Consider the following 23,162-nt stretch of genomic DNA (forward strand, 5'->3'; position numbering starts at 1 on the left):
ACACCACTGGATACCCCTCGATATAACCGAACAACGCCGGGACCGAGGTAGATGCCTGGGTCGCTTTCCGGTTGTTTCGACTATCCGACGATCTCGCCTCGTAGGCGCAGTGTAGGCGCAGCGGGGGAGCGACGGGAGGGTGTAGTGCAGGGTTCGGATTTCAAGCTCGATGTGGCCGGAGCGAGTGTGGGGGGTAAGGCGTGGGGGTTGGGGTTGTTGCGGGGGGCGGGGTTTCGGGTGCCGGAGTGGGTTGTGGTGGAGGGGAGGGTGTTTGGGGGGTTGGGGGGTGGGTTGGTGTCGGAGGTGGAGGGTTTCGTGGGGGAGGTGGAGTTGGAGGGGGCGTTGAGGCGGGGGGCCAGGTTGCGGGAGCAGATTCTGAATGCTGTGTTGCCGGGTGGGGTGGTTGAGGAGATCGGTGCGGTGTGTGCAGGGTTGGGGGAGGGGCCGGTGGCGGTGCGGTCGTCGGCAGCAGCTGAGGATGGAGAAGGGTATTCGTTTGCGGGGCAGTTCGATTCGTTTCTGAACCGGCGTGGTGTCGATGAGGTGGTGGAGGCGGTGCGGGGGTGTTGGGCGTCGGCGTTTTCGGAGCGGGTGATCCGGTATGCGTTCGCGCACAATGTGGCCTTGTCGGGGGTGCCGTCGGTGATCGTGCAACGACTGATCCCCGCTAGGGCGAGTGGGGTGTTGTTCACCGCGGATCCGGTGACCGGGGCAACGGATGTGGTGGTGATCGGGGCGGTGTACGGGCTCGGTGAAGGCCTGGTGTCGGGGGCGGTGGATGCGGATTCGCTGGTGGTGGACAAGGTCTCGGGGACGGTGGTGGAGACGGTGATCGGGGAGAAAGCCACCGCCTATCAGCCCGATGGTGATTCCGGTTGTGTGGCAGTGGAAGTCGATCCCGACCGGCGTTCCCGTGTCGCGGTGTCGGAGGCGGAGATCGCGGAGCTGGTCGATGTGGGGCGTCGCGTCGAAGCCGCGTTCGATGGTCCGCAGGATGTAGAGTGGGCGGTGGGCGAGGACGGGGTGTGGCTGCTGCAAGCTCGCCCAATCACCACCCCCGTCGGCGCGCTGCTGCGCGGGGCCGGGGAGGACCTAGCCGAGGGGGAGATACGGGTCTGGGACAACTCCAATATTATCGAGAGTTTCAGCGGGGTGACCTCGCCGTTGACGTTCACGACCGCGGCCGATATCTACGGCCGCGTCTACCGCGGCTACGCGGAGTCGTTGCGGGTGCCGAAGGCGCAGGTGGCGCAGACCGAGGCGTGGACGTCGGTGTTGTTGGGCAGTTTCCACGGCCGGGTGTATTACAACCTGCTGCACTGGTATCGCATGGTCGGCATCGCCCCCGGCTACCCACTCAACCGGAAGGTCCTGGAAGCCGCCCTCGGGGTCGCGGAACCACTACCGAACGAGATCGCGAAGACGTTGCGGCCGTTCACCTTCCCGAACCCGGTCGCGCGGCTGGTGTCGCGGGCGGTGACCACCGCAACGTATGTGCGGCGGATCGTCGGCATCGACGCCATGATGGACGAGTTCCTCGCCGAGTTCTACCGCGTGTACGACGAGTTCGAGACGGTCGACACCTCGATGATGTCGGGGCGGGAGGCGTTCGAGCGGTATCGGGTGTTGGATCGGGATCTGGTGCGGCGGTGGGGGCCGTTGATGGTGCTCGACGCCATGCTCCTCACTTTGACCGGGGTGTTGTATGGGGTGACTCGGCTGATGCTGCCGAAGGCACCGGAGTGGTTCCTGTACGCGGTGATCGGCCCCGGCAGCGATGTCGAATCCGCCGAACCCGCCCAGGCGATGACCGAACTCGCCGCCCAGGTGCGCGCGGATCCGGAGCTGCGGAAGCTGGTGGAATCGGTTGCGCCACATCAGGTCTACGACGAACTCCGCGTGGCAGGACACACCGAGTTCGTGGCGCGGGTGGATGACTACATCGCCCGCTACGGGTATCGGAGCCTGGACGAGCTGAAGTTGGAGACCCCCGATTTGCGGGAGGATCCGGCGAGCCTGTTCGTGATGTTGCGGGCCGCACTGCCGTTGGAGCGGCCGCAGCGGCGCGGAGAAGCCGACGCCTACCTGGATGCGCACCTGCACGGGTGGCGGCGGCGTGTGTATGAGCGGTTGCGGGGGAAGGCGTCACGGTGTGCGGGGCATCGGGAGCGGTTGCGATTCTGCCGGACGCGGGCGTTCGGGATGATGAAACGCATGATCCGGGTCATGGCCCGCGACCTGGTGTCGCGCGGCGTGCTCGACGACCCGGCCGACGTCTACCAGTTGACCATCCAGGAACTCCGAGGCTGCTACGAGAGTGCCGCCAGCGAGGATCTGCGGGCGCGGGTGACGCTGCGGAAACGGCAGCGGGCCACCGATACCCGCTTGGTCGCCCCGCCCCGATTCACGACCCGGGGGCCGGGGTTCGGGCGCGCGGAACTCGCCGCCCAGGGCTGGGTGCCGGTCACCGCGACTCCCGCCGCGACCGCGGGGGCGGTGCTGACAGGGACGCCCTCGGGTGCGGGGGTGGGTGAGGGTCGGGCGGTGGTGGTGGACACGCCGCAGGATGTGGCCGGTGGGGTGTTGGTCACCTACCGCACCGACCCGGGCTGGGTGGCGGTGCTGCCGTCGGCGCGAGCGCTGGTGATCGAGCGGGGTAGCCCACTCACCCATGTGGCGATCGTGGCCCGCGAACTCGGGGTGCCGACGGTGGTGCAGCTCCCCGGGGTGACCGCGGCGATTCGGACCGGGATGACGATCAGGGTCGACGGCACCGAGGGAACCGTGACCGTGCTGGCGGAGGGGAATGGACGCGATGAGCAGAAAGACGGTTCTGATGAGCACTGACAGTGTTGCGGTGGTACGAGGATGGCTGGCCCACCCCTCCGCCGACACCGGGATCTATCTGGCGGATGAGGCCGACGGCTGGGACTACCGCTCCTACACCGAGTTGGCCGACCTGACCTGGTCGGTGGCCGGGGTGTTGCGGGCGCGGGGCCTGACCGGTGAGGACGGGGCGTGTGTGATCATGCCGACCGGGTTCTCGTGTGTGGCAGCGTTTTACGCGGTGTGGGCGTGTGGCGGGGTATTCACGCCGGTCGCACCACCGATGTTCGGGGACCTGTCGCAGTATGTGGAGCATGTGGCCGCGATCCTCGCGCAGGCCGATCCGCGGTTGGTGGTGACCTCCCCCGAATTCGAGCCCCTGGTGCGTCAAGCGATGACGGCCGCGGGGCGGGCCGACGAGCCGGTGGTGATCGGCACCGAATTGCCCACTGGTGACCGGGTTTTCGCGGATCCGGCCGAGTGTGCGTTGTTGCAGTTCACGTCGGGGTCGACGGGGACGCCGCGGGGGGTGCGGGTGTCGTGGCCGAACCTGGCCACCAATATCGCGATGATCACGCGGTTGATCGAATGGCGGCCGGGGGAGGCGATGATGTCGTGGCTGCCGCTGTATCACGACATGGGCCTGGTCGGCGCATTCCTCACCACCGTCGCCAACCAAGCCGACCTGTATTTGATGCGGCCGGATCAGTTCGTGCGCGACCCGGTGCGCTGGTTACGGGCGATGACGATAGCCCGCCACGCCCCCTCCCCGTCGTTCGCGCTCGGGTATGTCGCCCACCGCGTCACCCCCGAACAAATCCAGGATCTCGATCTGTCGGGGTGGCGGACGTTGGCGGTGGGGTCGGAGCCGGTGGAGGTGGCGGATTTGCGGGCGTTCGCGGAATTGACCGGCCCGCAGGGCTTCTCCGCCGACGCCTACACCCTCGCCTACGGCTTGGCGGAGGCGACGTTGATGGTGACCTCCTCCACCCGCCACCGGCCCCTCACCGCGCTACGCCTGGACACCGGGAGCCTGCGGTTCGGGTACCCCATCCGAGTCACCGCCGAAGCCGCGCTCGGTGACGGGAGGTGGGTGGACGGGCCGGGCTGGATCACCGGCCTGGGGTACTCCACCCCCGAGTCGCGGGTGCGGGTCGTCGACGAGCACGGCCACGACCTGCCCGACGGGACGTTGGGCGAGATGGTGGTGGCCGGGGACTCGGTCGCCCTCGGGTATTCCGGAGAGGAAACCACCGGTAGCGGTACCCGCATCGAGAACGGTGACCTGTTCACCGGTGACGCCGGATTCCTTTACCACGGTGAGGTGTTCGTGCTGGGGCGGATGGGCACGAGTGTGAAGGTGCGGGGCCGGTCGGTGTTCATGGAAGACCTCGAATCCCGCATCGCCCGCGACACCGGCATCACCAAAGGCAAACTCGCCGCCGTCGCCCTCACCGATGCCGGTGCGCAGGGCGTGGCGTTGTTCGCCGAAACCGCGCCGGGGGACTGGATCAGTGAGGCGCGCCGCATCATTCGGGGTGAGTTGGGTCCGGCGCAGGCGGTCACCATCGTGACCGGGCCGCGGGGGTTCATCCGCCGCACCTCCAGCGGCAAACCACGCCGCCGCCACATGTGGCAGCTGTATCGCGACAACAGCCTCGACGGCGCCCACGTCCACGACACCCCCGATATCGAGGCCACCGGCGCCGATCGGCCCGAGCCTCTGGATCGCTTGCACGAGTTACTGGATCGGGCATTGGCGATGGTGGCAGTCCCGCCGGATTCGGCGGTGTTGTTCGAGGGGTCGCTGGCCGAGGGGTTCGGAAACGACGGCTCCGATATCGACTTCCTAATCGTGGCCCCCGGCGACGAACAGATGCCGACGCTGCCGACGGTGTTGTTCCTCGACGGCCGCCGCATCGAAATCCGCACCCGCTCCCACACCCAACTCCGCCACCAACTCGACCAGGTCGCCCGCGGGGAGGTGGAGGAGGATCTGCTCAACCGCTGCCAACGCTTCCTGCACGCCACCGTCCTCCGCTCCGGCCCGGAAACCCTGGACCTGGACGGGCTCCGGGAGTTGTTGCCGCGCTCCGTGTTCGCGGGGGTCGTGGCGGGCTGGTGGGCCGAGCGCGCCCGCCACGCCCTGCGCTACGCGGTCGCCTTGCACGCGTTGGGTGAACACGACGAGGCCGTGGCTTGGGCGCGCGACGGGCTGTTGCAAGCGGTGAAGGCATGGCTGGCCGAACACGGCGAAACCTACCTGGAGACGAAATGGCTTCCCCACCAACTGAACCGACTCGCGGCCGCTCGACCGGACACAGCAGCGTTGATCGGCCGCTACCGCTCGCTGGATGAATCTGCTGATCTGGCAACGATTCTCGCCCTGGCGGTGGGGTTCGGTGTGGAGGTCGCCGACGACTCCGACCAGATTCTGTTGACCAGGGTGGCGAAGGTGACGACGTGGGCGGTCGGGGACCGTGTGCACGTTCTGCGCGACGACCGCGACGTGTTCGCCCTGTCCGACCGCGCCGCACACGCCTGGCGCTCGGTCGTCGTACGCCGCTCCCTGCGCGACATCCTCACCCGCGCCGCCATCGGCCCCGAACTCGCAGAATTCATCCGATTGGGGCTGGTCGGGTTGGCCTGGCGGGGCGCGGGCGCGATCACCCCCGCGTTGGCGATGTGTAAACCGTTGCGCCCCTACACCCCTGTCCCGTGCCCGGTCGCCCCTGCCATCGAGTTGGCTGGTGCTGCTCGTGATGGTGGGGTGGCGGTGTCGCCGTTGCCCGCGACCCGGTTCATCGCGTGTGCCTCGGAGTTGGTGTGGGCGAACGTGGTGGTGGAGAACGCCCGCGAGGACCTGGCCGGTGCCGTCAAGAGCGGGCAGGGCGCGGTCGCCGACATCGCCGCGCACCGGGTGGTCGCCATGTGTGTCCGGATGCTGTTGTCCGCGTACGGGATCCACCCGCTGCCCGCCGACACCACCCCCACCCAGACTTTGCGTCGCCTGGTACCCGCCACGCCCCCCGATCTGATCGCGGTGGTGGAACAGGCCGGGCAGGTGCGGTTCTCCCCGATCCCGCAGATCGGGGACGACGCGTTACGGAAGATGGCGGTCCTCGACGACCTTATCGCCCGTATCCGTGTTGTGGTGGGTGGCACGGGTTTTCCGGCGTCGTTCGACTCGGGTGAGCAGTGGCGGCGCACCCTCGACATCAGTTACGACTGGCTGCGCATCGCCGGGTACCTGGACACCGACCTACCCCTGGACGAGGCCCGCGACCTGCTCACCACCGGAGGCCACCAACCACACCAAGGAGGCTCGCAGTGACCGATATCGACCACAGCACCCCCGCCCGCGTCCGGGAGTTGATCGCTGCCATGGCACCCGACCCGGGATCGGCGGTCACCGACGATCAGCAACTCGTGACCGACCTGGGCTTCGACTCGTTGCGTCTGATGGAACTCACCCTGGTGTTGGAGCAGGCGTTCGACCTGCCCCGCTACCGCCCCGACCAACTCGCCGGAGTCCACCGCGTCACCGACGTGATCGCCCTGATCGAACAGGGCCTGAGTGAACGGAGCCAGCCATGACCGGCACCGGGGCGGTCCTGCTGACCGGTGCCACCGGTTTGGTTGGTGCGGAGGTCGCCGCCCGCCTGCTGGCCGCTGGACGCGAAGTTGTGGCGGTGCGGCACACCACGTCCCGCATCCTCCGCAACGACGGCACCGTCCTCGACGGCGTGCACGCGGTGCCCGGTGACATCCGCCGTCCCGGCCTCGGCCTCACCCCCAACGAGCCGGGTGTGGTTGATGATCAGCGGGTGGGGGTGATCGTGCACAGTGCCGCGACTACCGCCTTCGACGCCACCGACACCGACTATCAGGAACTCAACGTGCAAGCCACCGCGCACGCGGTGGAGTTGGCGCTCGCGTGGGGTGTGCCGCTGGTGTATGTGAGTACCGCGTATGTGTGCGGCATGCAGGGCGGCACCATCGAGGAGGCGGAACTCGAGGGTGGGTCCGGGTTCGGTAACCGGTATGAGGACAGCAAGTTCCGTGCCGAACACCTGGTGCGGGGCGCAGCGGGGTTGCGGTGGGTGATCGTGCGGCCCGGGATCGTGACGGGTGCGACCGGGACCGGGCGGATCCGGGATTTCAAGAATCTGTACACGGTGGTGAAACTGATCGTGGAGGGCAAGCTGCGGGTGCTGCCCGGCCGCTACGACGCGACGATCGCGCTGGCCCCGGTCGATCATGTCGCCGATGTCATCACCACCGCCACCCTGAACGTCGATACCGCGAGTGGGCGCACCTTCCATGCCCTCGGCCGTGGCGGGTTGTCGCTGCGGGAGGTGTCGGACGTGCTGGCGGAGTACCCGTCGTTCCGGGTCGCGACCTTCGTCCCCGAATCCACCTTCACCGCCGAAGACCTGGATCCGTTGCAGCGGGAGTACTTCCTCCGCATCGGCGCCCTGTATACCAGCTACTTTCAGCGCCGCCCGGTGTTCGCGACCGCGAATGCTGATGCGCTGCTCGGGCGTTCGAGTCCGGCGACCGGCAAGGACTATCTACGACTGGTGCTGGACTACTGCCTGGAGTCCGGTTACCTCGGCACTCCGCTACCGACGGTGCGTGATGTGCTCGCGCGATACGTCCAGCCCCCCAAGGGCAACGGTGTCGCAGCGTCGCGAGGTACGGGTGACGACAGGAATCTCGGAGGTGTGTTGTGACGAACTTGCGTGAGCTATTGATGCCCCTGACCCCGCAGTCGGCGAAGGTGGACGCCTATGTCGCCGACACCTATGTTCAGGAGGCGGTGACACAGCTGGAATCCCGGGGCGTTGATCCTGCTGTTTTCGCGCGTAAGTATTCGATGTTGTTGTTGAAGCCGGATGCGATCGTCGCGCGTGCGGTGGATAAGACGTTGGTGTGGTTGCGGGATAATGGGTTTCGGGTGGTGGCGGTGCGGGCGGTGCCGGTGGGGCGGCATTTCGTGCGTGCGTTGTGGTATTTCGCCTGGAATATCGCCTCTCCCGAACGCCGCCGCATCGCCGACCTCCTCGCCGCGGTCTCCGATGCTCTGGTGTTGGTCATCGCCAGCGACACCGACACCATGCCCACCCCGGTGCGGTTGGCCGCGGGCAAGGGTGCCACGAATCCGGCCAAGCGTCATCCGGGGGAGTTGCGGTATCTGCTGGGCCGCCACAATTATCTGTTGAATCTGGTGCATTCCCCGGATGATCCGGCGGATGTGTTGCGGGAGTTCGCGATCTATTTCGACGAACGCACCCGCACCCAGATCCTGACCGAGATCAATACCGGCCGCGACCGGTCGGCGCTGGCCAGTGAACTCGGTGACCACCTGTATGCCCTCACCCCCGCCCGCAGTTTCGACCGGGCGACGGCGTTGGAGCGGATCCTCACCGAAATCGGCGGCGCGCCACCGGGTTTCGACCCCGCCTGCGATGCCGACTGTGCGCGGTTGCTGTACCAGGCGTGGGCGCAGGATCGGCCGCTGGATCCGTGGTCGGTGATCGTGCTCGGCTCCCACGTCCTACCCATGCGCACCGGGACCCAGCCCCAGACGCTGCCCCCGGTCACCGCCCACGACTGGCTGAAGGATCGCCCATGACCACCGACATCGCCCGACCATCCACCGCCACCCACATACGAACGATCTCCCGCCACCTCGCCCACCGCTGCGCGGTCTCGGAAGTCTTCGTCACCTCCCTACACGCAAACACCGAAGACAGCTACACCGTCGGCGCGCAGCTACCCCGCATGCACGCCTACTACGGTGATCACGTGGGAGCGGCTGCCGTGCAGTATGACCCGCTGCTGGTGATGGAGGCGGCCCGTCAGGCCGCGATCGCGTTGACGCACGAATACTTCGGCGTGCCAGGCGATATGGCGTTCGTGGTGCGCACCTTCAACGGCAGCGGCGCAGACACCGCCGCCTGGCGAATCGGACCCACCCCCGCCGATCTGGTCATGACCGTGCAGATCACACGCCGCCACCAGCACCACGGCCGCGTCCACGGCGTGGACATGGTCCTCGACATCGCCTGCGCCGATACGCCGATGATGACCGTCGACGGCTCCTTCACCTGGATCACCCCCCACCAATGGGAACAACTACGCGACAGCGCCCGCACCGGTCTGGGCCTGGGTGGGTTCGACGGCACGACCGTGTCCGGTGAGCGCGCCGACCCGGCGACGGTGGGCCGGGAGAGCCGCCGCAATGTCGTGATCGGCCCGCTCCAACCCCACTCCGAAGGCGGCACAGCGGCTTTGGTCGCCGACACCGGCCATCCCGCCCTGTTCGACCACCCCCTCGACCACGCCCCCGGCAGCCTGCTCATCGAAGCCGCCCGCCAGACAGCGACCGCCCTGCTGGGCCCGAACCCACCCCAACTACTCTGTGTCGCAAGCACATTCGAGAAATTCGTGGAACTCGACCACCCCGCCGCATGCATCGCCGAGATCGTCCAGACCGATCCTGTCGTGATCCGCTGCGACATCCACCAGGGCGACACCACCGCCGCCCGTATCGACCTGGAATTCGCCGAGGTACCCGAACAGTGACCGATCTCGACCTGTTGACCACCACCCGCGCGTTTCGCCGCCGCCTCGACCCCACCGCCCCCATCTCCTACCGAGACATCCAGGACTGCCTCGATATCGCCGTGCACGCCCCCAGCGGCTCCAACCGCCAACCCTGGCACTTCGTCCTCATCGACGACCCCCACACCCGCCATACCATCGCCGACTACTACCGCCAAGGCTTCGCCCACAACCTGTCCGGCCGCACCCCCCGCCCCGACCAACTGCGCGATCTCGACTCCGCCCGCCACCTCGCCGACCACCTCCACACCATCCCCCTACTCATCCTCGTCTGCACCCACGGCCGCCCCCCGGCCACCGCCGCCCACCTGGCCAGCTTCTACGCCTCCATCTACCCCACCGTCTGGAACCTGCAACTAGCCCTGCACGCCCACGGCTACGGCACCTGCCTCACCACCGCCCACCTCACCCACGAACACGACACAGCCACCCTCCTCAACATCCCCTACGACAACATCACCCAGGTCGCCCTCCTCCCCGTCGCCCGCCTCCACCCCGGCACACCCACCCCACCACCCCGCCGCCCCGCCACCGAAGCCACCAGCTGGAACCGGTGGAGCACACCATGACCGAGCCCGCAGAACATCCTCGGGCAGATGGCCGACCCGGCCGGGGGTGTCGGTCATGACCGAGTCGATCACCCAGCGCCGCACCGGTATCGCCGTCGCGATGGGTCGTCTGGCGCGGTTCACCGCCACCAGGTACAAGCCGTACTACCTGCTGTACGCGGTCGTGTGGACACTGGCGGTCGAAGCCACCGCCGCACTCGTGTCGCACCCGCAGGTCGGGTGGCGGCCGGGCGGGGCGACGGTGGTGCGGGTCGTGGTGGTGGCAGGAGTGTTGCTGTATCTGCGGATGGTCGACGAACAGAAAGACCTGGGATACGACCGGATTCATTATCCGGATCGACCGTTGGTCACCGGGGCCATCACCACACGCGAGTTACGCATCGCCATGACCGTCCTCGCGGCCGCCGCGATCGGGGCGTCGCTGGCACTGTCGGTGTGGTCAGGGGTATGGATCACCATCGTGCTCGGGTACGGGCTGGTGCTGTGGGGCCTGGAACGGGCATCGGCGGCCATCCGGGACACGCTGTTGCTGAATCTGGCCGTCACCTATCCGGTGCAGGTATGGCTCACCGTCTACGTGGTGGTGTCGGCCATCGGGACCGGGCAGGTCCAATCCCGATGGGTCACAGCAGGAGTCGCGGTCGTATTCGCGGGAGCGTTTCTGGGATTCGAATTCGCCCGCAAAACCACCAGCACGGCCCGGCCGGGGGAGTGGTTCTACTCCAACATTCTCGGGGCGACCGGCAGCGCCGCCGCGGTGGTGTCGTGCTCGGTGCTGGCGGTGGGGTGTGACCTGATGCTGGTGCAGCCGTGGCGGTACCCGATCACACACGCGGTGGTGGGGTGGATCGCGGTGGTAGCGTTGGTGTTTCCGCTATGGGGCACGCTGCGATTCCGGCGACAAAACCGGGATTACCCCGTTGCCGCGGCTGTGCTGTTCATACTCACCCTGTACGCCACACTCATCACCCAAGCACTCGTTCTGCCGTGAGCTTTGCGGATGGTCATCGGAGGGCCACCGAAAGGGCAGTGGGCGGACCGGGTTCGGCGCGCATTCTGGAGGTGCACCCGGCGCCGCTCGAGGAAAAGCCCCCTTCGCAAGATTGCGGCGCGCCGGATCCGGTGCGGTCCGCCCTTGCCGCACCGGGCTCGCGGTCCGGTGTCCGCGCGTGTGGCGCCGGGTGCGTTCGAGCCCGCTTTGGAGGTACCTCGAGATGTACGTACCGCAGCCGGACGGCAGGATAGTCGCTGCGGGACCGGCCCCGGACGACAGCGCCCGGACCCGGTTACCGGATTGGCACGAACTGCTGGCAGCCTTCTGCGGGCATATCGGCGATCAACCCGATGATCATCCGATCACCCGCTGGGCGCGCGCCCTCGCCGAACTGCATCTGGCGCGTCGTGAACATCCGTTGCACGTGGCCGAGATCGACGGTCGCCGTAACGAACTCGTCGCCCACATAGACGACTGGGTGGCCGCCCATACCGCGCGCCGCCCGCGCTCGCAGTCGCTGGGCGCCGTCGTCGACGGGATGGCCGCGGCTCAGGTCCGCGCCACCCATCTGCTGCGCAGCGTCGACGACGTCACCGACGATCGAGTGCACAGTGCCTGGTTCCAGCTGGCGTCGATGGCCGACGGCTGGACCGATCTGGTCGAGCAGGTGCTGGGGGTGGCCGCACGGCCGCTCGCACGCCCGCTTCGCTCCCGGGCCGCGGGTGCCTGAACGGTCGGCGCCGCCGGCGTCGGCGTGACGGCCGGGTGGTGCCCGCGGCCACGGGGGTCGAATACCGGGGGAGGGCGCGCCGTTGTCGCGCAGGCGAATCGAAATGGGGGAGTCGGTTCCTGCCCGGTCACCGGCCCCGGTTCGTCGATGACGGGTGGCGCGCGGTCCGGTGGAATCTCGTCACCGCCGCGTCGCAATATGCTCGCAACCAGCGGGTGACCGGGCAGCATGTGCGCGGTGACGTCGGCGATATCGCGCAGCGAACCGCCGATGTCCGGGGTCGACAAAACGTTTCGGGTTTCGGGCGTCCCGGTTCCGGGAACGTCGTTATGTGTCCGGACCGCATCACAATGGACGACTTTTGGGGCTAACAACACGATGACCGGTCGAGTCGACGACTTCGCGAGGCGGCCGCCGTCGCCATGTTCGTCGGGAATCGCACACCGGGTGGGCGCGCGCGACGCCGCGGGCCGCCGCCGGGCCGAGAACACCCCCGCGCACGTGTCGCGGGATCTGACGACGACCGAATCGCTACGCCTGCTCGCGGGCGTGCGGTTCGGCCGGATCGTCTACTCCCGCTACGCGCTACCCACCATCCGGCCGGTGAATCACCTCGTCGACGGGGAAACGATCATCGTGCACGCCGAGCGCGCGGCCGGGCTGGCGCCGGAACGGCAGGTCGTCGCCTACGAGGCCGACACCCTCGACGAGGACACCCGGCGCGGCTGGTGCGTCATCGTCACCGGCACCTCCGACCGGGTCACCGACCCGGCGGAGATCGACCGCTACCGGGGTCAGCTGTGCGCGTGGCTGCCCGGCCCGCGCGACCATTTCGTCCGCATCGAACCGGATATCATCACCGGCATCGAATTCGTCGACCCGGACGATCCGCGGTTGGCCTGACCGCTACGCCGGGCGGGCCTCGAGCACGGATTCCGGTGAGGCCGTGGGCACCACGCGGGTGACGGCCAGTCCCGCGCGCGCCAGCAGCGACCGGTAGTCGGCCTCGGTGCGCTCGCGCCCGCCGCTGTTCACCAGCATCTCCAGATCGATGTATTTGCCCGGATGCGGCCGATTGTCCTCGGGCAGCACGATTTCCACGAGAATCAGGCGGGCGTCGGCGGTCATGGCGGCGCGCACCGTGCGCAGGATCCGCTCGGCGCTCGCATCGGGCCAGTCGTGCACGACGTGCTTGAGGATGTAGGCGTCGCCGCCCGCGGGCACGGCGTCGAAGAACGATCCGCCGCGCAGCTCGATCCGATCGGATCGGTGCGGGTCGGCCTCGGCCACCACCTCGGGCAGATCGAACAGGATGCCGCGCGAGCGCGGGGCGCGCGCGAGGATGTCGGTCAGCAGCGCCCCGCGGCCGCCACCGACGTCGACGACGGTGCCGAATCGGGTGAAATCGTAGGCGGCGAACAGGGATTCGGCGGTGAGGGTGCCGATGCTGGTCATCGCGCGGTCGAACAGATCGCCCAATTCCCGGTCGGTGCGCAGATAGTCGAAGAATTCCATCCCGTCCAGCGCCTGACCCACCGGCCGCCCGGTGCGGACGGCGTCGACGATATGGGTCCAGTGGCGGCGATGCGGCCCGGAACCGAAGAACAGCGCGGCATCTCGCAGCGAGGTCGGCGAGTCCCGGCACAGCGCGCGCCCGGCCGAGGTCAGCGCGTAGGTGCCGTTGCGGCGGCGGGTGAAGATGCCGTAGCTGGTCAGCAGCCGCAGCAGGCGGGTGAGGGCGTCGACGTCGGCGCCCACCGCGCGCGCCAGATCCGTTGCGTCGCGCGGCCGTTCGGCCAGTGCGTCGGCGACGCCGAGCGCGGCGGCGGCGTGGATGGCCTGGGTCAGCCAGCCCGCGGCCAGCAGCTCCATCAGCGCCAGCGGGCCGGGCGCGAGCCGCCGGTACGCCTCCGCCAGCCCGTAGCGCACCAGCTCCACGGCCCGGATCATCGGCAGCGGAGGCAGTTTCGGGAGACGGGATACCAGATCGGGTAGGGCCATGGCTGCTCCCTCCGGTCGGATGGTCGGCGGTCGGTGCCGAGCCTATGGGGTGATCGCCCGGCGCGGCCGCAACCGCACCGGGAGTCGGGCGGGTGAGGCCACGAAGTCGCGGCCCGCGGGCCGGACGCGGTAGCCCGGATCGGGGATCGGTTCCCAGCGCGACAGCAGCGCCGCCGACTGCAGCGTGATGGTCAGCAGCGCGAAATTGTTGCCGGGACAGTGCCTGGGGCCCACCGAGAACGGCAGCACCGCGGCCCGTTCGATCTCCTCGACCCGCCCGGGGGCCCAGCGGTCGGGGTCGAATGTCTCCGGGGCGGTGAAATAGCGCGGGTCGTGGTGAATCATGTACGGGCTGAACGCGACCACCGATCCCGCGGGCAGCGTGACGTCGCCGAGGGTGATCGGCCCGGCGGCGGTGTTCGTGCTCACCCACGGCCCCCACATGCGCAGCGTCTCCAGCAGCACCAGGCGCAGATAGGGCAGCGCCGCAGCGTGTTCCGGCCGGACCGGGCCCGCGCCGACGACCTCGTCGAGTTCGGCGCGCACCCGCGCCGCCACCTCGGGATGCCGCATCAGCTCGTGCCACAGCCAGGCCAGGATCGAGGCGGTGGAACCCACCCCGGCGGCCAGCATGAGCAGCAGTTCGTCGACGATCTCGTCGTCGGACAGCCGAATTCCGGTCTCCGGGTCGACATGTCGGATCAGCGCCGACAGCACGTCGTGGAAATCGTGGTCGCGGCGGCGGTATTCGGTGACGACCGCGCCGATCTCGGTGCGCAGCACCCGGGCCCGCTCGAGGAAGCGTCGATTGGCGAGCACTCGGGCCCGGCGCACCGGCTCGGGCAGGGCGGCCCGCTGGATCACCTGGCCCAGCAGCCACGGAACATGGTCGCGGATCTGGTTTTTCGCCTCCGCGCCGAAATCCGCCGTGAACAGGGTGGCCGAAATCGTATCCAGCACAAGGCGATGCGCCTCGTCCATCAGGTCTACTCGGCCCGACGACAGCGAGCCCGCCCACTCGTCGGCGATATCCGTTGCCACCCTGGCATATTCGAGCAGCCGTCGCTGACGCAGCGCCGGGGCGATCATTCGTCGCCGCAGCTCGTGCGGCTTACCGCTGAGCACATTGGAGGCGCCGTGGATGATGTCGCGCACCGCCGCCCGCAGGTCCTCGCGATGGAATTCGCCCGCCTCGCCGAGGGCGACCCGGCGGATGAGCTCCGGGGTGGTGACCACGTAGGCAGGCTGCGGGCCCAGCCGGATCCGCACCACCGGGCCGAGGGCCGACAGCGAGGTGACGAAGCCGAGCGAGTCGCGCAGCACGCGCAGGCTGTGGCCGAGCAGCGGCAGCGCGCCCGGGGCGGTGGGGATGCCGGGTGCGGGGCGAAGTTCGTTGTACAGCGCGGCCATTCGTTCGGTCTGCAACGACTGTCGCACCGAATCCGAGTGCGCGGCCATCGTTTTCCGCATGGCCTCCAGGCTCGCCCGATCCTGGGCCAGCTCCCGCAGCGTGCGTGCGATGGACTGGGCGGAGGGGCCGTCGGTGCACACCCCGCCGCCCGCCGGAATCGTCTCGGCCAGATCGGGATCGCAGTACACCACCGGCAGGCCCACGGCGATCGCCTCCAGCAGCGCCATGCCCTGGGTGTCGAATCCGGTGGACGGGAACAGCAGCACATCGTGGTCGCGCATGGCCGCGAGGCATTCGGCCTGACTCACCGCGCCGTGCCACCGCACCCGGTCGCCCGCCGCCGCGCGGACCTGGGCCTCGGCCTCGCCGCTGCCGTAGACGTCCAGCGTGCAGCCGGGCGCCAGCCCGACCGCCGTCACCGCCGCCGCGGGCCGCTTCTCCGCCGACAGCCGCCCGCACCACAGCACGCGCAGGGTCGGGCTCGCCGATGCGTCCGAGTCGGGCAGCGAATCCAGCAGCGCGTCGTCGACGCCGTTGGAGATCACGTGCAGCGGCCGGGTGAGGCCGTGCGCGCGCAGGCGATCCGCGAAGTGCCGCGACGGCGCGACGACCGCGTCGGCGGCCTCGGCATGGCCGATCATGGTTTGCCAGGCGTGGTGGGCGGCGCGAGTGTCGTTGTGCCGCAGCACTTTTCCGTGGTGCGGCAGGTACAGGCGATGCAGGCCGCGGATCGCCAGCGCCGACAGGTAGGGCGCGGGCGAGGTGTGCGCGATGAAGGCGTCGTCGCGGCTGTGCGCGGTCTGCACCAGGGGGATGCCGTGGCGGCGGGCGGCCCGCACCCCGAGAATGCCGACGCCGTAGGTGGTGTGCACGTGCACGACATCCACCCTGTGGCGAGCGAATGCGCCATCGATGAACCGATAATTGGTGCGCGACGGTATGACCATCGGGTACCCGTTCACGCGAACACCGGGCACCCCGGCCAGCACGACCACATCCGGGTCGTCGCCGCCCGGGCCCGGCACGGTGAACACCGTGACGCGGTGCCCGAGCCGTTGCAGGGCGCGGCGCTGCGCGTTCACCGAGGTCTGGATCCCGCCGACGGAGTCCGGGTGGAAATCGGTGAACATCGCTACGTGCACGCTCCCACAGTACGGCCGTTTCAGGTTTGGACGAGGAGTACAGGAGTGGGTATGCGGGTGGCGATTCCGTTGACGGGGACCCGGGGTGATGTGCAGCCTGCGGTGGCGTTGGGGTTGGAGTTGGTGGGGCGCGGACATGAGGTGGTCGTGGGGGCGCCGCCGAATTTGGTGGGATTCGTGGAGCGGGCGGGGTTGAAAGCACAGGCGTGTGGGCCGGATGTGCAGCGGTTGTATTCCTCGGAGGCGGGACAGCGGGCGTTGGCGGCCGGGAGCAGTTTCCGGTTGATGCGGTTGGTGGGTGAGCAGATGGCCGAGTATGCGGATCGGATGAATCGCGAGGTCATCGAGGTGTGCGAGGGGGCGGAGGTGATCGTGTCGACCATGCTCACCGAGGACCGCGCGCATCCGGCCGCCACCGCGATGGGGGCGCCGTTGGTGTCGTTGCACGGTTTTCCGTGCCGCAGCAACGGGGCGTATCCGTTTCCGGGGGCGTTGCCGCCGCACTGGAGCCCGCCCGCGGTGGTGAATCGGGCGAGCTGGGCGCTGGCGGAGAATCTGCGGCGAGTGGTGTTCGCACGATATTTGAATCGGTTGCGCCGTGAGCTGGGTCTGCCGCCCACGATGGCGAGCACCGCCGCGCAGTTGGCCCGTGACGGAGTGCCGGAGGTGCAGATTTACGACGCCGCGTTGGTGCCGGGGTTGGCGCAGCAGTGGGGGTCGCGGCGGCCGTTCGTGGGGTTTCTGCCGTTGGAGCGGGCGGCACGGGAGGCGGTGGGGGAGTTGGCGACCGAGCATGCCGACGTGGTGTCGTGGCTGGAGGCCGATGAGCCGCCGGTGTACTTCGGGTTCGGCAGCATGCCGATTCGGGATACGGGTGCGGTGTTGGGGATGGTGGAGCGGGTATGTGCGCGGTTGGGGGTGCGGGGCTTGGTGAGCGCCGGGTGGAGCGATCTGGATGTGGCCGACGCCCGCACCGATTCTCGCGTCAAGGTGGTCGGCCCGCTGGCACATGATCTGGTGTTCCCGCGTTGTGCGGCGGCGGTGCATCACGGAGGAATCGGGACGACGTTCGAGAGCCTGCGAGCGGGATTGGCGACACTGGTGTGCTCGGTGTCGTTCGATCAGCCGATGTGGGGTGGACAGGTCGAGCGATTGGGGGTGGGGGCGCACGTGAGTTTCGCCCGATTGACCGAGGACCGGTTGACCGCAGGGGTGCAACGTATCCTGCGGCCGGAGGTGGGGCAACGGGCCCAGGAATTCGCGACCCGACTGCAATCGCACGCCGACGCAACGGCTCGCACCGCGGACATCGTCGAAGAAACCGCAGCCCGCGCGTGACCAGGCTCAGCCGATAATCCCGAGCCCACGCCGGTTGCGTTTGCCCCTGGGCCTCTCGGCTGCGCCTCGAGGCCCAGGGAAATCGGTGAGAGGCTGCCGAGGTGTTGTGCCATGTTTGCGCGTCCGCCCAGGTAGGTGGGCCGCCTATGAGATCCAATCCGCAACTTACTCCTCGGCGGCTTCTAAGCATGTCGGCGTAGGTCCCGCCGTGATCCCGGCGTGTTTTTGGCCGGGATCTCTTGCAGCGGGGGGGATTCCGGCCAAAAGCATGCCGGAATCATGAGGGGCCCTTCTTGATTAGGTGGCTGCGGATGTGTGTGGCGGGGGCTCGTCAGTATCCGGCGGACACGTCGATGGGGGCCAGTAGTTCGCGGCCGGAGGCGAAGCGGGCCACGTTCTCTCGGACGTGGTCGGCGAAGGCGATGGTGCGGAGATGTGGTGGGTTCGAATCATGGGGGGTCACAATGGCATTCGGGAGGTCCCACAGGGGGTGGCCGTTGGGGAGCGGCTCGGGGTCGGTGACGTCCAGGCCCGCGCCGCCGATGGTGCCCTCGCGGAGGGCGGTCGCCAGGGCGTCGGTGTCGACCAGGCTGCCGCGGGCGATGTTGATCACCCATGATGTTGGCTTCAGTTGTGACAGAACGTCTTTGCCGATCAGGTGCCGGGTGTCGGGTGTGGCGGGGGCGGCGATCACGACGTGGTCGGTGCGTGACCATACCTGCGGAAGATCCTGTGCCGCAATGGTTTCCACTACGCCGGGGGCTTCGATCGGGGTGCCGGAGCGGGTGACCGCGATGATTCGGGCGCCGAGGGGTGCCAGCATGGTGATCAGTTCGCGGCCGATGCCTCCGGCGCCGACGATTGTCACGGTCGCGCCGCGCAGGGTGCCGACGCGGGGGAAGAATTCGGTTTGCCGCCATGTTGTCGCTCGCAGGTGCTCGGGCATATTGCGGACGCCCGCGAGCAGCAGGGTCAGTGCGTGTTCGGCGACGCTGTGGGCGAAAGCGCCTGCGGCCGAGGTGAATACGATATTCGGGTGGCGGTCGAACAGGCCGGTGTCGAACCACTTCTCCACACCGGCGGAGAACAGCTGCACCCACTCCACGGAGTCCGGCAGTTGCTCGGGGAAGCCGTCGGGTTCGCCGTCCCAGACCAGCGCACGGGCCCCGTCCAGCTCGGTCACGGTGCCGCCACCCGCGGTGATCGCCTGCTCCAGCAGGGGAGTGGGGCGGGGTGCGAGCGCGATCGGAACGGGCGTGTCTGGGTGGGTCATCGGGCGGTCTCCTCTGTGGGCGTCCGCCCCAACATACCGATCTCCGGGTGGACTCAGTCCTCGTCCTCGTCCAGGTCGACCTCGACCCGATCGCGGTCGGCCCATTCCAGCAGCGGATCCAGCTCGAAGATCGCGTCATCGATGCCCGCGTGCAGGTCGCCGAGCTCGGCGTAGCGGGCGGGGACGGTGGCGATGGTGAAGTCGCGCGGATCGATATCGGGAATCTCGTCCCAGCGGACCGGGGTGGAGACCGTCGCCGCGGGCACGCCGCGCACCGAGTAGGCGGCGGCGATGGTGTGATCGCGGGCGTTCTGGTTGTAGTCGACGAACAGCAGCTTCGGATCGCGGTCGCGTCGCCACCAGGTGGTCGTGACATCGTCGGGGGCGCGGCGCTCGACCTCGCGGGCAAAGGCGAGCGCGGCCCGGCGCACCTCCTGGAAACCCCAGCGTGGATCGATCCGCACGTACACGTGTAACCCCTTGCCGCCGGAGGTCTTCGGCCAGCCGACCGCGCCCAGCTCGTCGAGCACCTCGTGCACCACACCGGCGACCCGCTGCACCCGCGACCACGGGCAGTCCGGCATCGGATCCAGGTCGATCCGCCATTCGTCGGGCTTCTCGGTATCGAAGCGGCGCGAATTCCACGGATGGAACTCCACCGTCGACATCTGCACCGCCCAGATCACATCGGCGAGTTCGCCGACGCACAGCTCGTCGGCATGCCGCCCGTAGCGCGGAAAGTACACGCGCACAGTCGAAATCCAGTCCGGAGCGCCCCCGGGCAGACGTTTCTGATGCACCTTGCCGCCCGGCAGCCCCTTGGGGAACCGGTGCAGCATGCAGGGCCGATCCCGCAACGCATTGACGATCCCGTCCCCGACGCTCAGGTAGTACCGAGCCAGGTCGAGCTTCGTCGCCCCGGTGTCCGGGAAGTACACCCGATCCGGATTCGAGACACGCACCGCGCGCTCACCGACCTGCAGCTCGACGGCCGGCGCGGCGGACTTGCTGGCCACCCGTCCGACGATAGCGATGATCATCCCCCACCGCAGCCCTTCGAGCCCGCGCGCCGACCCGTTTCGCCGCTCGAGAACATCGGCCGCCACCCAGCGGCACGCGCGCACACTGGCGACATGAAGAAACTGCTCCGCGCCCTGAGACGCCTGTTCTCCCGCAAGGTAACCGCCGGCGGCGGCCCCCCGAACTCGGGCAGCGGCGGCGCCGCCGGTGTCCGCGAACCGCGCCGCCCATTACCCCCGGACACCCACCTTCGCGGTGCCCGGACGCCCGACCCGGACCCGCAGACGGTCCGGCTACCTGACGCTCGCCATTGAGCTCCATACCGGGCAGCATTGTGCCGGTCCGGTGGAGGTGGCGACGGTGCCGGGTTCGTGAGGTGGTACCGGGTTGTTGAGATCGGCATCGCGGTGTCGCCTGTGATCCCGGCGGTGTCACCTCTCATCCCGGTAGTGTTGCCTGTCGTCCCGGTGGTGTCGCCTGTTATTTCGGTGGTGTTGCCTGCTGTCCCGGTAATGTTGCCTGTTGTCCCCGGTGGTGTTGCTAGTCGTCCCCGGTGGTGCTGCCCGTCGTCCCGGTAGTGTCGCCTGTCATTTCGGCGGCGTTGCCTGTCGTCCCGGTGATGTTGCCTGTCATCCTGGCGATGTCGCCTGTGATCCCGGCGTGCTTTTGGCCGGGATCCATCGTAACCAGCTGCGTACCAGTAGATTCCGGCCGAAAGCATGCCGGAATGACGGCAGGCGGTGGTGACATCGCGTCACGAAACCTCAGTGGGACGGCTGTAGCCAAGGGCTGGCAAGGATAGTGGCTGGGTCGCCCGTCCGGAAGGGGCTGGTAATGGCGGGTTGGTGGAAGAAGCGGTGATTGGAGAGCGGGTGGGGCCGTGATGGTGGGCTGACCGGATCGGGTTGGTGGCTGACTGGATCGGGTTGGTGAAAGTGGTGATGATTGCGGAGCTGGGGCGGGCGGTCGAGGCAGCGATATCGGGGTAATGCCGGGGCTCGCAAGGTGGTGATTTTCGGGTCTGTTGGGTGTGGTTGCGCTCGGGCGATGGGTTCGGGCGCTCGGTCGGTGGGCGTCAGGTGGGGGTGGCCAGGGCGAAGGGGAGGACGGCGGGGGCGCCGGACAGGCGGAGGGTGCGGGCGGCGAGGGTTAGGGTCCAGCCGGTGTCGGTGAGGGTGTCTACCAGGAGGATTGGGCCGTCGAGGGTGGGGAGCTCGGGGGGTTGCCAGGAGTCGAAGAGGGCGGCTACGCGATGGGCGGAGTTGGCGGCGGAGACGGGGCGGCGGTCGGGGCGGGGGTGCAGGGTACCGAGGTCGCGGAGGCGGCCGACGCGGGCCAGGCGGGCGGCCAGGTCGGCGGTGAGGCGGGGATGGGTGGGGGAGGACATGGCGAGCACCGAGGTGGGGCGCTGGTCCCAATCCCAGTCGCGCAGAACGGCGACGCATGCCTCGAATACGGCATCGGGCACCGGTCCGTCGGGCCCGTCGAGCAGCGCGCGCAGGCGCTGGCCCCACCCCAGGTCGCTGAGGCGCCCGAGCACGCGACCGACCTCGGGCCCGTCGGAAATCTTGCCGGACAACGGAATTCCCAACTTAGCCATCCCCGTCGGCCACTGCTTGCGCGGTGCCAGATCAAGACCGGGCCGGTCCAGGCGAGCACGAGTGGCGGCAACCTCATCGGCATCGACGGTGGTGTCGGGGCGAGCGCCGGTGCAATTGTCACAACGGCCGCAGCGATTTTCAGCGTTCGGGTGTGTTCCGTTTTCCAGTTCCCGGCGCGCTTTTGGCCGGGACAGTCCCGGGTCGTCGAGTTGGCGGCGGAGGAAGGTCATTCGGCACTCGGTGGTGGATTGGTAGTCGATCATGGCCTGCTGTTCGGACTCTCGGGCTACCGACAATCGCTCGTAGCGTTCGGTGTCGTAGGTCCATGGTTCGCCGGTTGCGAGCCAGCCGCCGCGTACGCGACGCACCGCCCCGTCCACGTCGAGGACCTTGAGGACCATCTCGAGGCGGGAGCGGTTCAGTTCCACCAGTGGTTCGAGTGCGGCCGTCGACAGGGGGCGGTCGATGTCCAGGGCGTCGAGCACCGAGCGCACCACGTGTTCGCGTGGGAAGGCCACCGAGGCGAAATAGCTCCAGATTCGGCGGTCCTCCGGGCCGGGGAGCAGGATTACCTCGGCGCGTTCGGTGCCGCGTCCGGCGCGGCCCACCTGCTGGTAGTAGGCGATGGGCGAGGAGGGTGCGCCCACGTGCACGACGAAGCCGAGATCCGGTTTGTCGAATCCCATGCCGAGTGCGGAGGTGGCGACCAGGGCCTTGACCTCGTTGTCCAGCAGGGCGGTTTCCAGTGTCTCGCGCTCGGCAGGGTCGGTCTGCCCGGTGTAGGCGGCCACGCGGTGACCGTGGGAGGCGAGCACATCCGCCAGGTCGTGGGCGGCGGCGACGGTGAGCGTGTAGATGATTCCGGAGCCGGGCAACTCGTGCAGGCGGCGGCTCAGCCAGGCGGTGCGCTGCACGGCATCGTCGAGGCGGACCACCGACAGGTGCAGCGACTCGCGGTCGAGCGTGCCGCGCAGCACCAGCGTGTCGGTGCCGATCTGGGTCGCCACGTCGGTGACCACGCGGTCGTTCGCGGTCGCCGTGGTGGCCAGCACCGGGACGTCGCTGCCGAGATCGGCGATCAGGGTGCGGATGCGGCGGTAGTCGGGCCGGAAGTCGTGTCCCCAGTCGGAGACGCAGTGCGCCTCGTCGATTACCACCAGGCCCGCGTCGGCGGCCAGCTTCGGCAGCACCGAATCGCGGAAATCGGGATTGTTCAGCCGCTCCGGGCTGACCAGCAGCACGTCGACCGTGCCCGCCGCCACCTGGGCGTGGATATCGTCCCACTCGGTGACATTGCCCGAATTGATCGTCGCCGCAACCACTCCCGCGCGCTGCGCCGCCGCGACCTGGTTGCGCATGAGCGCCAGCAGCGGCGATACGATGACCGTCGGCCCCCGCCCGTCGGCCCGCAGCAGCTTGGCGGCAATGAAATACACCGCCGACTTACCCCACCCGGTGCGCTGCACCACCAGCGCCCGCCGCCGCCGCACCACCAGCGCCTCGATGGCGGTCCACTGGTCCTCCCGCAAGCGGGCCCGCGGCCCGGCCAACTCCCGCAACAGCGCTTCGGCAGATCCCCGCAGGTCGGTCATAGTCACGCCGACCATCGTGCCCGACCCCACCGACA

General features: G+C 68.7%; 16 protein-coding genes. 11 read left to right on the forward strand and 5 right to left on the reverse strand.

The features are described from left to right. The first annotated feature begins 186 nt into the window (after nt 1–186). The 10 genes from HPY32_RS05045 to HPY32_RS05090 all read left to right on the forward strand — a co-directional run bounded on the left by HPY32_RS05045 (nt 187) and on the right by HPY32_RS05090 (nt 12,652). Nucleotides 187–2,847, forward strand: a complete 2,661-nt coding sequence (locus HPY32_RS05045) for a phosphoenolpyruvate synthase (RefSeq protein ID WP_309247514.1) — start codon at nt 187–189, stop codon at nt 2,845–2,847. Further along, the gene (locus tag HPY32_RS05050) at nt 2,837–6,160 is read left to right on the forward strand and encodes an AMP-binding protein (protein WP_156674679.1); all 3,324 of its coding nucleotides are present in this window, start codon (nt 2,837–2,839) and stop codon (nt 6,158–6,160) included. Before HPY32_RS05045 ends, HPY32_RS05050 begins: the two co-directional genes overlap by 11 nt. Next, entirely contained in the window at nt 6,157–6,423 is a 267-nt protein-coding gene (locus HPY32_RS05055) for an acyl carrier protein (RefSeq protein ID WP_067593317.1), read from the forward strand. The genes HPY32_RS05050 and HPY32_RS05055 overlap by 4 nt, the downstream gene beginning before the upstream one ends. Further along, nucleotides 6,420–7,562, forward strand: a complete 1,143-nt coding sequence (locus HPY32_RS05060) for an SDR family oxidoreductase (RefSeq protein ID WP_067593314.1) — start codon at nt 6,420–6,422, stop codon at nt 7,560–7,562. Before HPY32_RS05055 ends, HPY32_RS05060 begins: the two co-directional genes overlap by 4 nt. Continuing rightward, nucleotides 7,559–8,464: a nucleoside-diphosphate kinase gene (locus tag HPY32_RS05065; protein WP_231951842.1), complete on the forward strand. Its 906-nt coding sequence runs from the start codon at nt 7,559–7,561 to the stop codon at nt 8,462–8,464. The genes HPY32_RS05060 and HPY32_RS05065 overlap by 4 nt, the downstream gene beginning before the upstream one ends. Further along, the gene (locus HPY32_RS05070) at nt 8,461–9,417 is read left to right on the forward strand and encodes a ScbA/BarX family gamma-butyrolactone biosynthesis protein (RefSeq protein WP_067593308.1); all 957 of its coding nucleotides are present in this window, start codon (nt 8,461–8,463) and stop codon (nt 9,415–9,417) included. The genes HPY32_RS05065 and HPY32_RS05070 overlap by 4 nt, the downstream gene beginning before the upstream one ends. Continuing rightward, nucleotides 9,414–10,025, forward strand: a complete 612-nt coding sequence (locus tag HPY32_RS05075) for a nitroreductase family protein (RefSeq protein WP_309247502.1) — start codon at nt 9,414–9,416, stop codon at nt 10,023–10,025. The genes HPY32_RS05070 and HPY32_RS05075 overlap by 4 nt, the downstream gene beginning before the upstream one ends. A gap of 55 nt (nt 10,026–10,080) precedes the next feature. Continuing rightward, nucleotides 10,081–11,016, forward strand: coding sequence for a UbiA prenyltransferase family protein (locus HPY32_RS05080; RefSeq protein WP_067596181.1), 936 nt, complete (start codon nt 10,081–10,083; stop codon nt 11,014–11,016). A 223-nt stretch (nt 11,017–11,239) separates the two neighbouring features. Further along, entirely contained in the window at nt 11,240–11,749 is a 510-nt protein-coding gene (locus tag HPY32_RS05085; RefSeq protein WP_067593302.1) for a hypothetical protein, read from the forward strand. 447 nt (nt 11,750–12,196) lie between these two features. Continuing rightward, nucleotides 12,197–12,652: a pyridoxamine 5'-phosphate oxidase family protein gene (locus HPY32_RS05090; RefSeq protein ID WP_067593299.1), complete on the forward strand. Its 456-nt coding sequence runs from the start codon at nt 12,197–12,199 to the stop codon at nt 12,650–12,652. A 3-nt stretch (nt 12,653–12,655) separates the two neighbouring features. On the opposite strand, the gene HPY32_RS05095 is transcribed toward HPY32_RS05090, so the two are convergent. After that, nucleotides 12,656–13,750: a methyltransferase gene (locus HPY32_RS05095; protein WP_067593296.1), complete on the reverse strand. Its 1,095-nt coding sequence runs from the start codon at nt 13,748–13,750 to the stop codon at nt 12,656–12,658. A gap of 42 nt (nt 13,751–13,792) precedes the next feature. Beyond that, nucleotides 13,793–16,303: a cytochrome P450 gene (locus tag HPY32_RS05100; RefSeq protein WP_082871695.1), complete on the reverse strand. Its 2,511-nt coding sequence runs from the start codon at nt 16,301–16,303 to the stop codon at nt 13,793–13,795. Nucleotides 16,304–16,354: 51 nt separating this feature from the next. On the opposite strand from HPY32_RS05100, the gene HPY32_RS05105 reads away from it, so the two are divergent. Next, nucleotides 16,355–17,641, forward strand: a complete 1,287-nt coding sequence (locus HPY32_RS05105; RefSeq protein WP_067593290.1) for a glycosyltransferase — start codon at nt 16,355–16,357, stop codon at nt 17,639–17,641. A gap of 331 nt (nt 17,642–17,972) precedes the next feature. Here the strand turns inward: HPY32_RS05105 and HPY32_RS05110 are convergent, their stop codons facing one another. From HPY32_RS05110 to HPY32_RS05120, 3 genes are all read right to left on the reverse strand, one after another. Beyond that, the gene (locus HPY32_RS05110) at nt 17,973–18,914 is read right to left on the reverse strand and encodes a D-isomer specific 2-hydroxyacid dehydrogenase family protein (RefSeq protein WP_067593287.1); all 942 of its coding nucleotides are present in this window, start codon (nt 18,912–18,914) and stop codon (nt 17,973–17,975) included. A 53-nt stretch (nt 18,915–18,967) separates the two neighbouring features. Continuing rightward, complete coding sequence (gene ligD, locus HPY32_RS05115; RefSeq protein WP_067593284.1) at nt 18,968–19,954, reverse strand: non-homologous end-joining DNA ligase; 987 nt, start codon at nt 19,952–19,954, stop codon at nt 18,968–18,970. A gap of 1,055 nt (nt 19,955–21,009) precedes the next feature. Then, a complete protein-coding gene (locus HPY32_RS05120; protein WP_171982806.1) occupies nt 21,010–23,142 on the reverse strand; it encodes a RecQ family ATP-dependent DNA helicase in 2,133 nt (710 codons plus the stop codon). Between the last annotated feature and the right edge of the window lie 20 nt (nt 23,143–23,162).

The sequence above is a fragment of the Nocardia terpenica genome (assembly GCF_013186535.1).
In the GTDB taxonomy this organism is placed as follows: domain Bacteria; phylum Actinomycetota; class Actinomycetes; order Mycobacteriales; family Mycobacteriaceae; genus Nocardia; species Nocardia terpenica.

Excerpts from the sequence above, each read along its gene's own strand:
- HPY32_RS05050 (WP_156674679.1), top strand. The coding sequence starts at position 2,837 with ATGAGCACTGACAGTGTTGCGGTGGTACGAGGATGGCTGGCCCACCCC.
- HPY32_RS05060 (WP_067593314.1), top strand. The coding sequence starts at position 6,420 with ATGACCGGCACCGGGGCGGTCCTGCTGACCGGTGCCACCGGTTTGGTT.
- HPY32_RS05070 (WP_067593308.1), top strand. The coding sequence starts at position 8,461 with ATGACCACCGACATCGCCCGACCATCCACCGCCACCCACATACGAACG.
- HPY32_RS05080 (WP_067596181.1), top strand. The coding sequence starts at position 10,081 with ATGACCGAGTCGATCACCCAGCGCCGCACCGGTATCGCCGTCGCGATG.
- HPY32_RS05085 (WP_067593302.1), top strand. The coding sequence starts at position 11,240 with ATGTACGTACCGCAGCCGGACGGCAGGATAGTCGCTGCGGGACCGGCC.
- HPY32_RS05095 (WP_067593296.1), bottom strand. The coding sequence starts at position 13,750 with ATGGCCCTACCCGATCTGGTATCCCGTCTCCCGAAACTGCCTCCGCTG.
- HPY32_RS05105 (WP_067593290.1), top strand. The coding sequence starts at position 16,355 with ATGCGGGTGGCGATTCCGTTGACGGGGACCCGGGGTGATGTGCAGCCT.
- HPY32_RS05110 (WP_067593287.1), bottom strand. The coding sequence starts at position 18,914 with ATGACCCACCCAGACACGCCCGTTCCGATCGCGCTCGCACCCCGCCCC.
- ligD (WP_067593284.1), bottom strand. The coding sequence starts at position 19,954 with ATGATCATCGCTATCGTCGGACGGGTGGCCAGCAAGTCCGCCGCGCCG.
- HPY32_RS05120 (WP_171982806.1), bottom strand. The coding sequence starts at position 23,142 with ATGGTCGGCGTGACTATGACCGACCTGCGGGGATCTGCCGAAGCGCTG.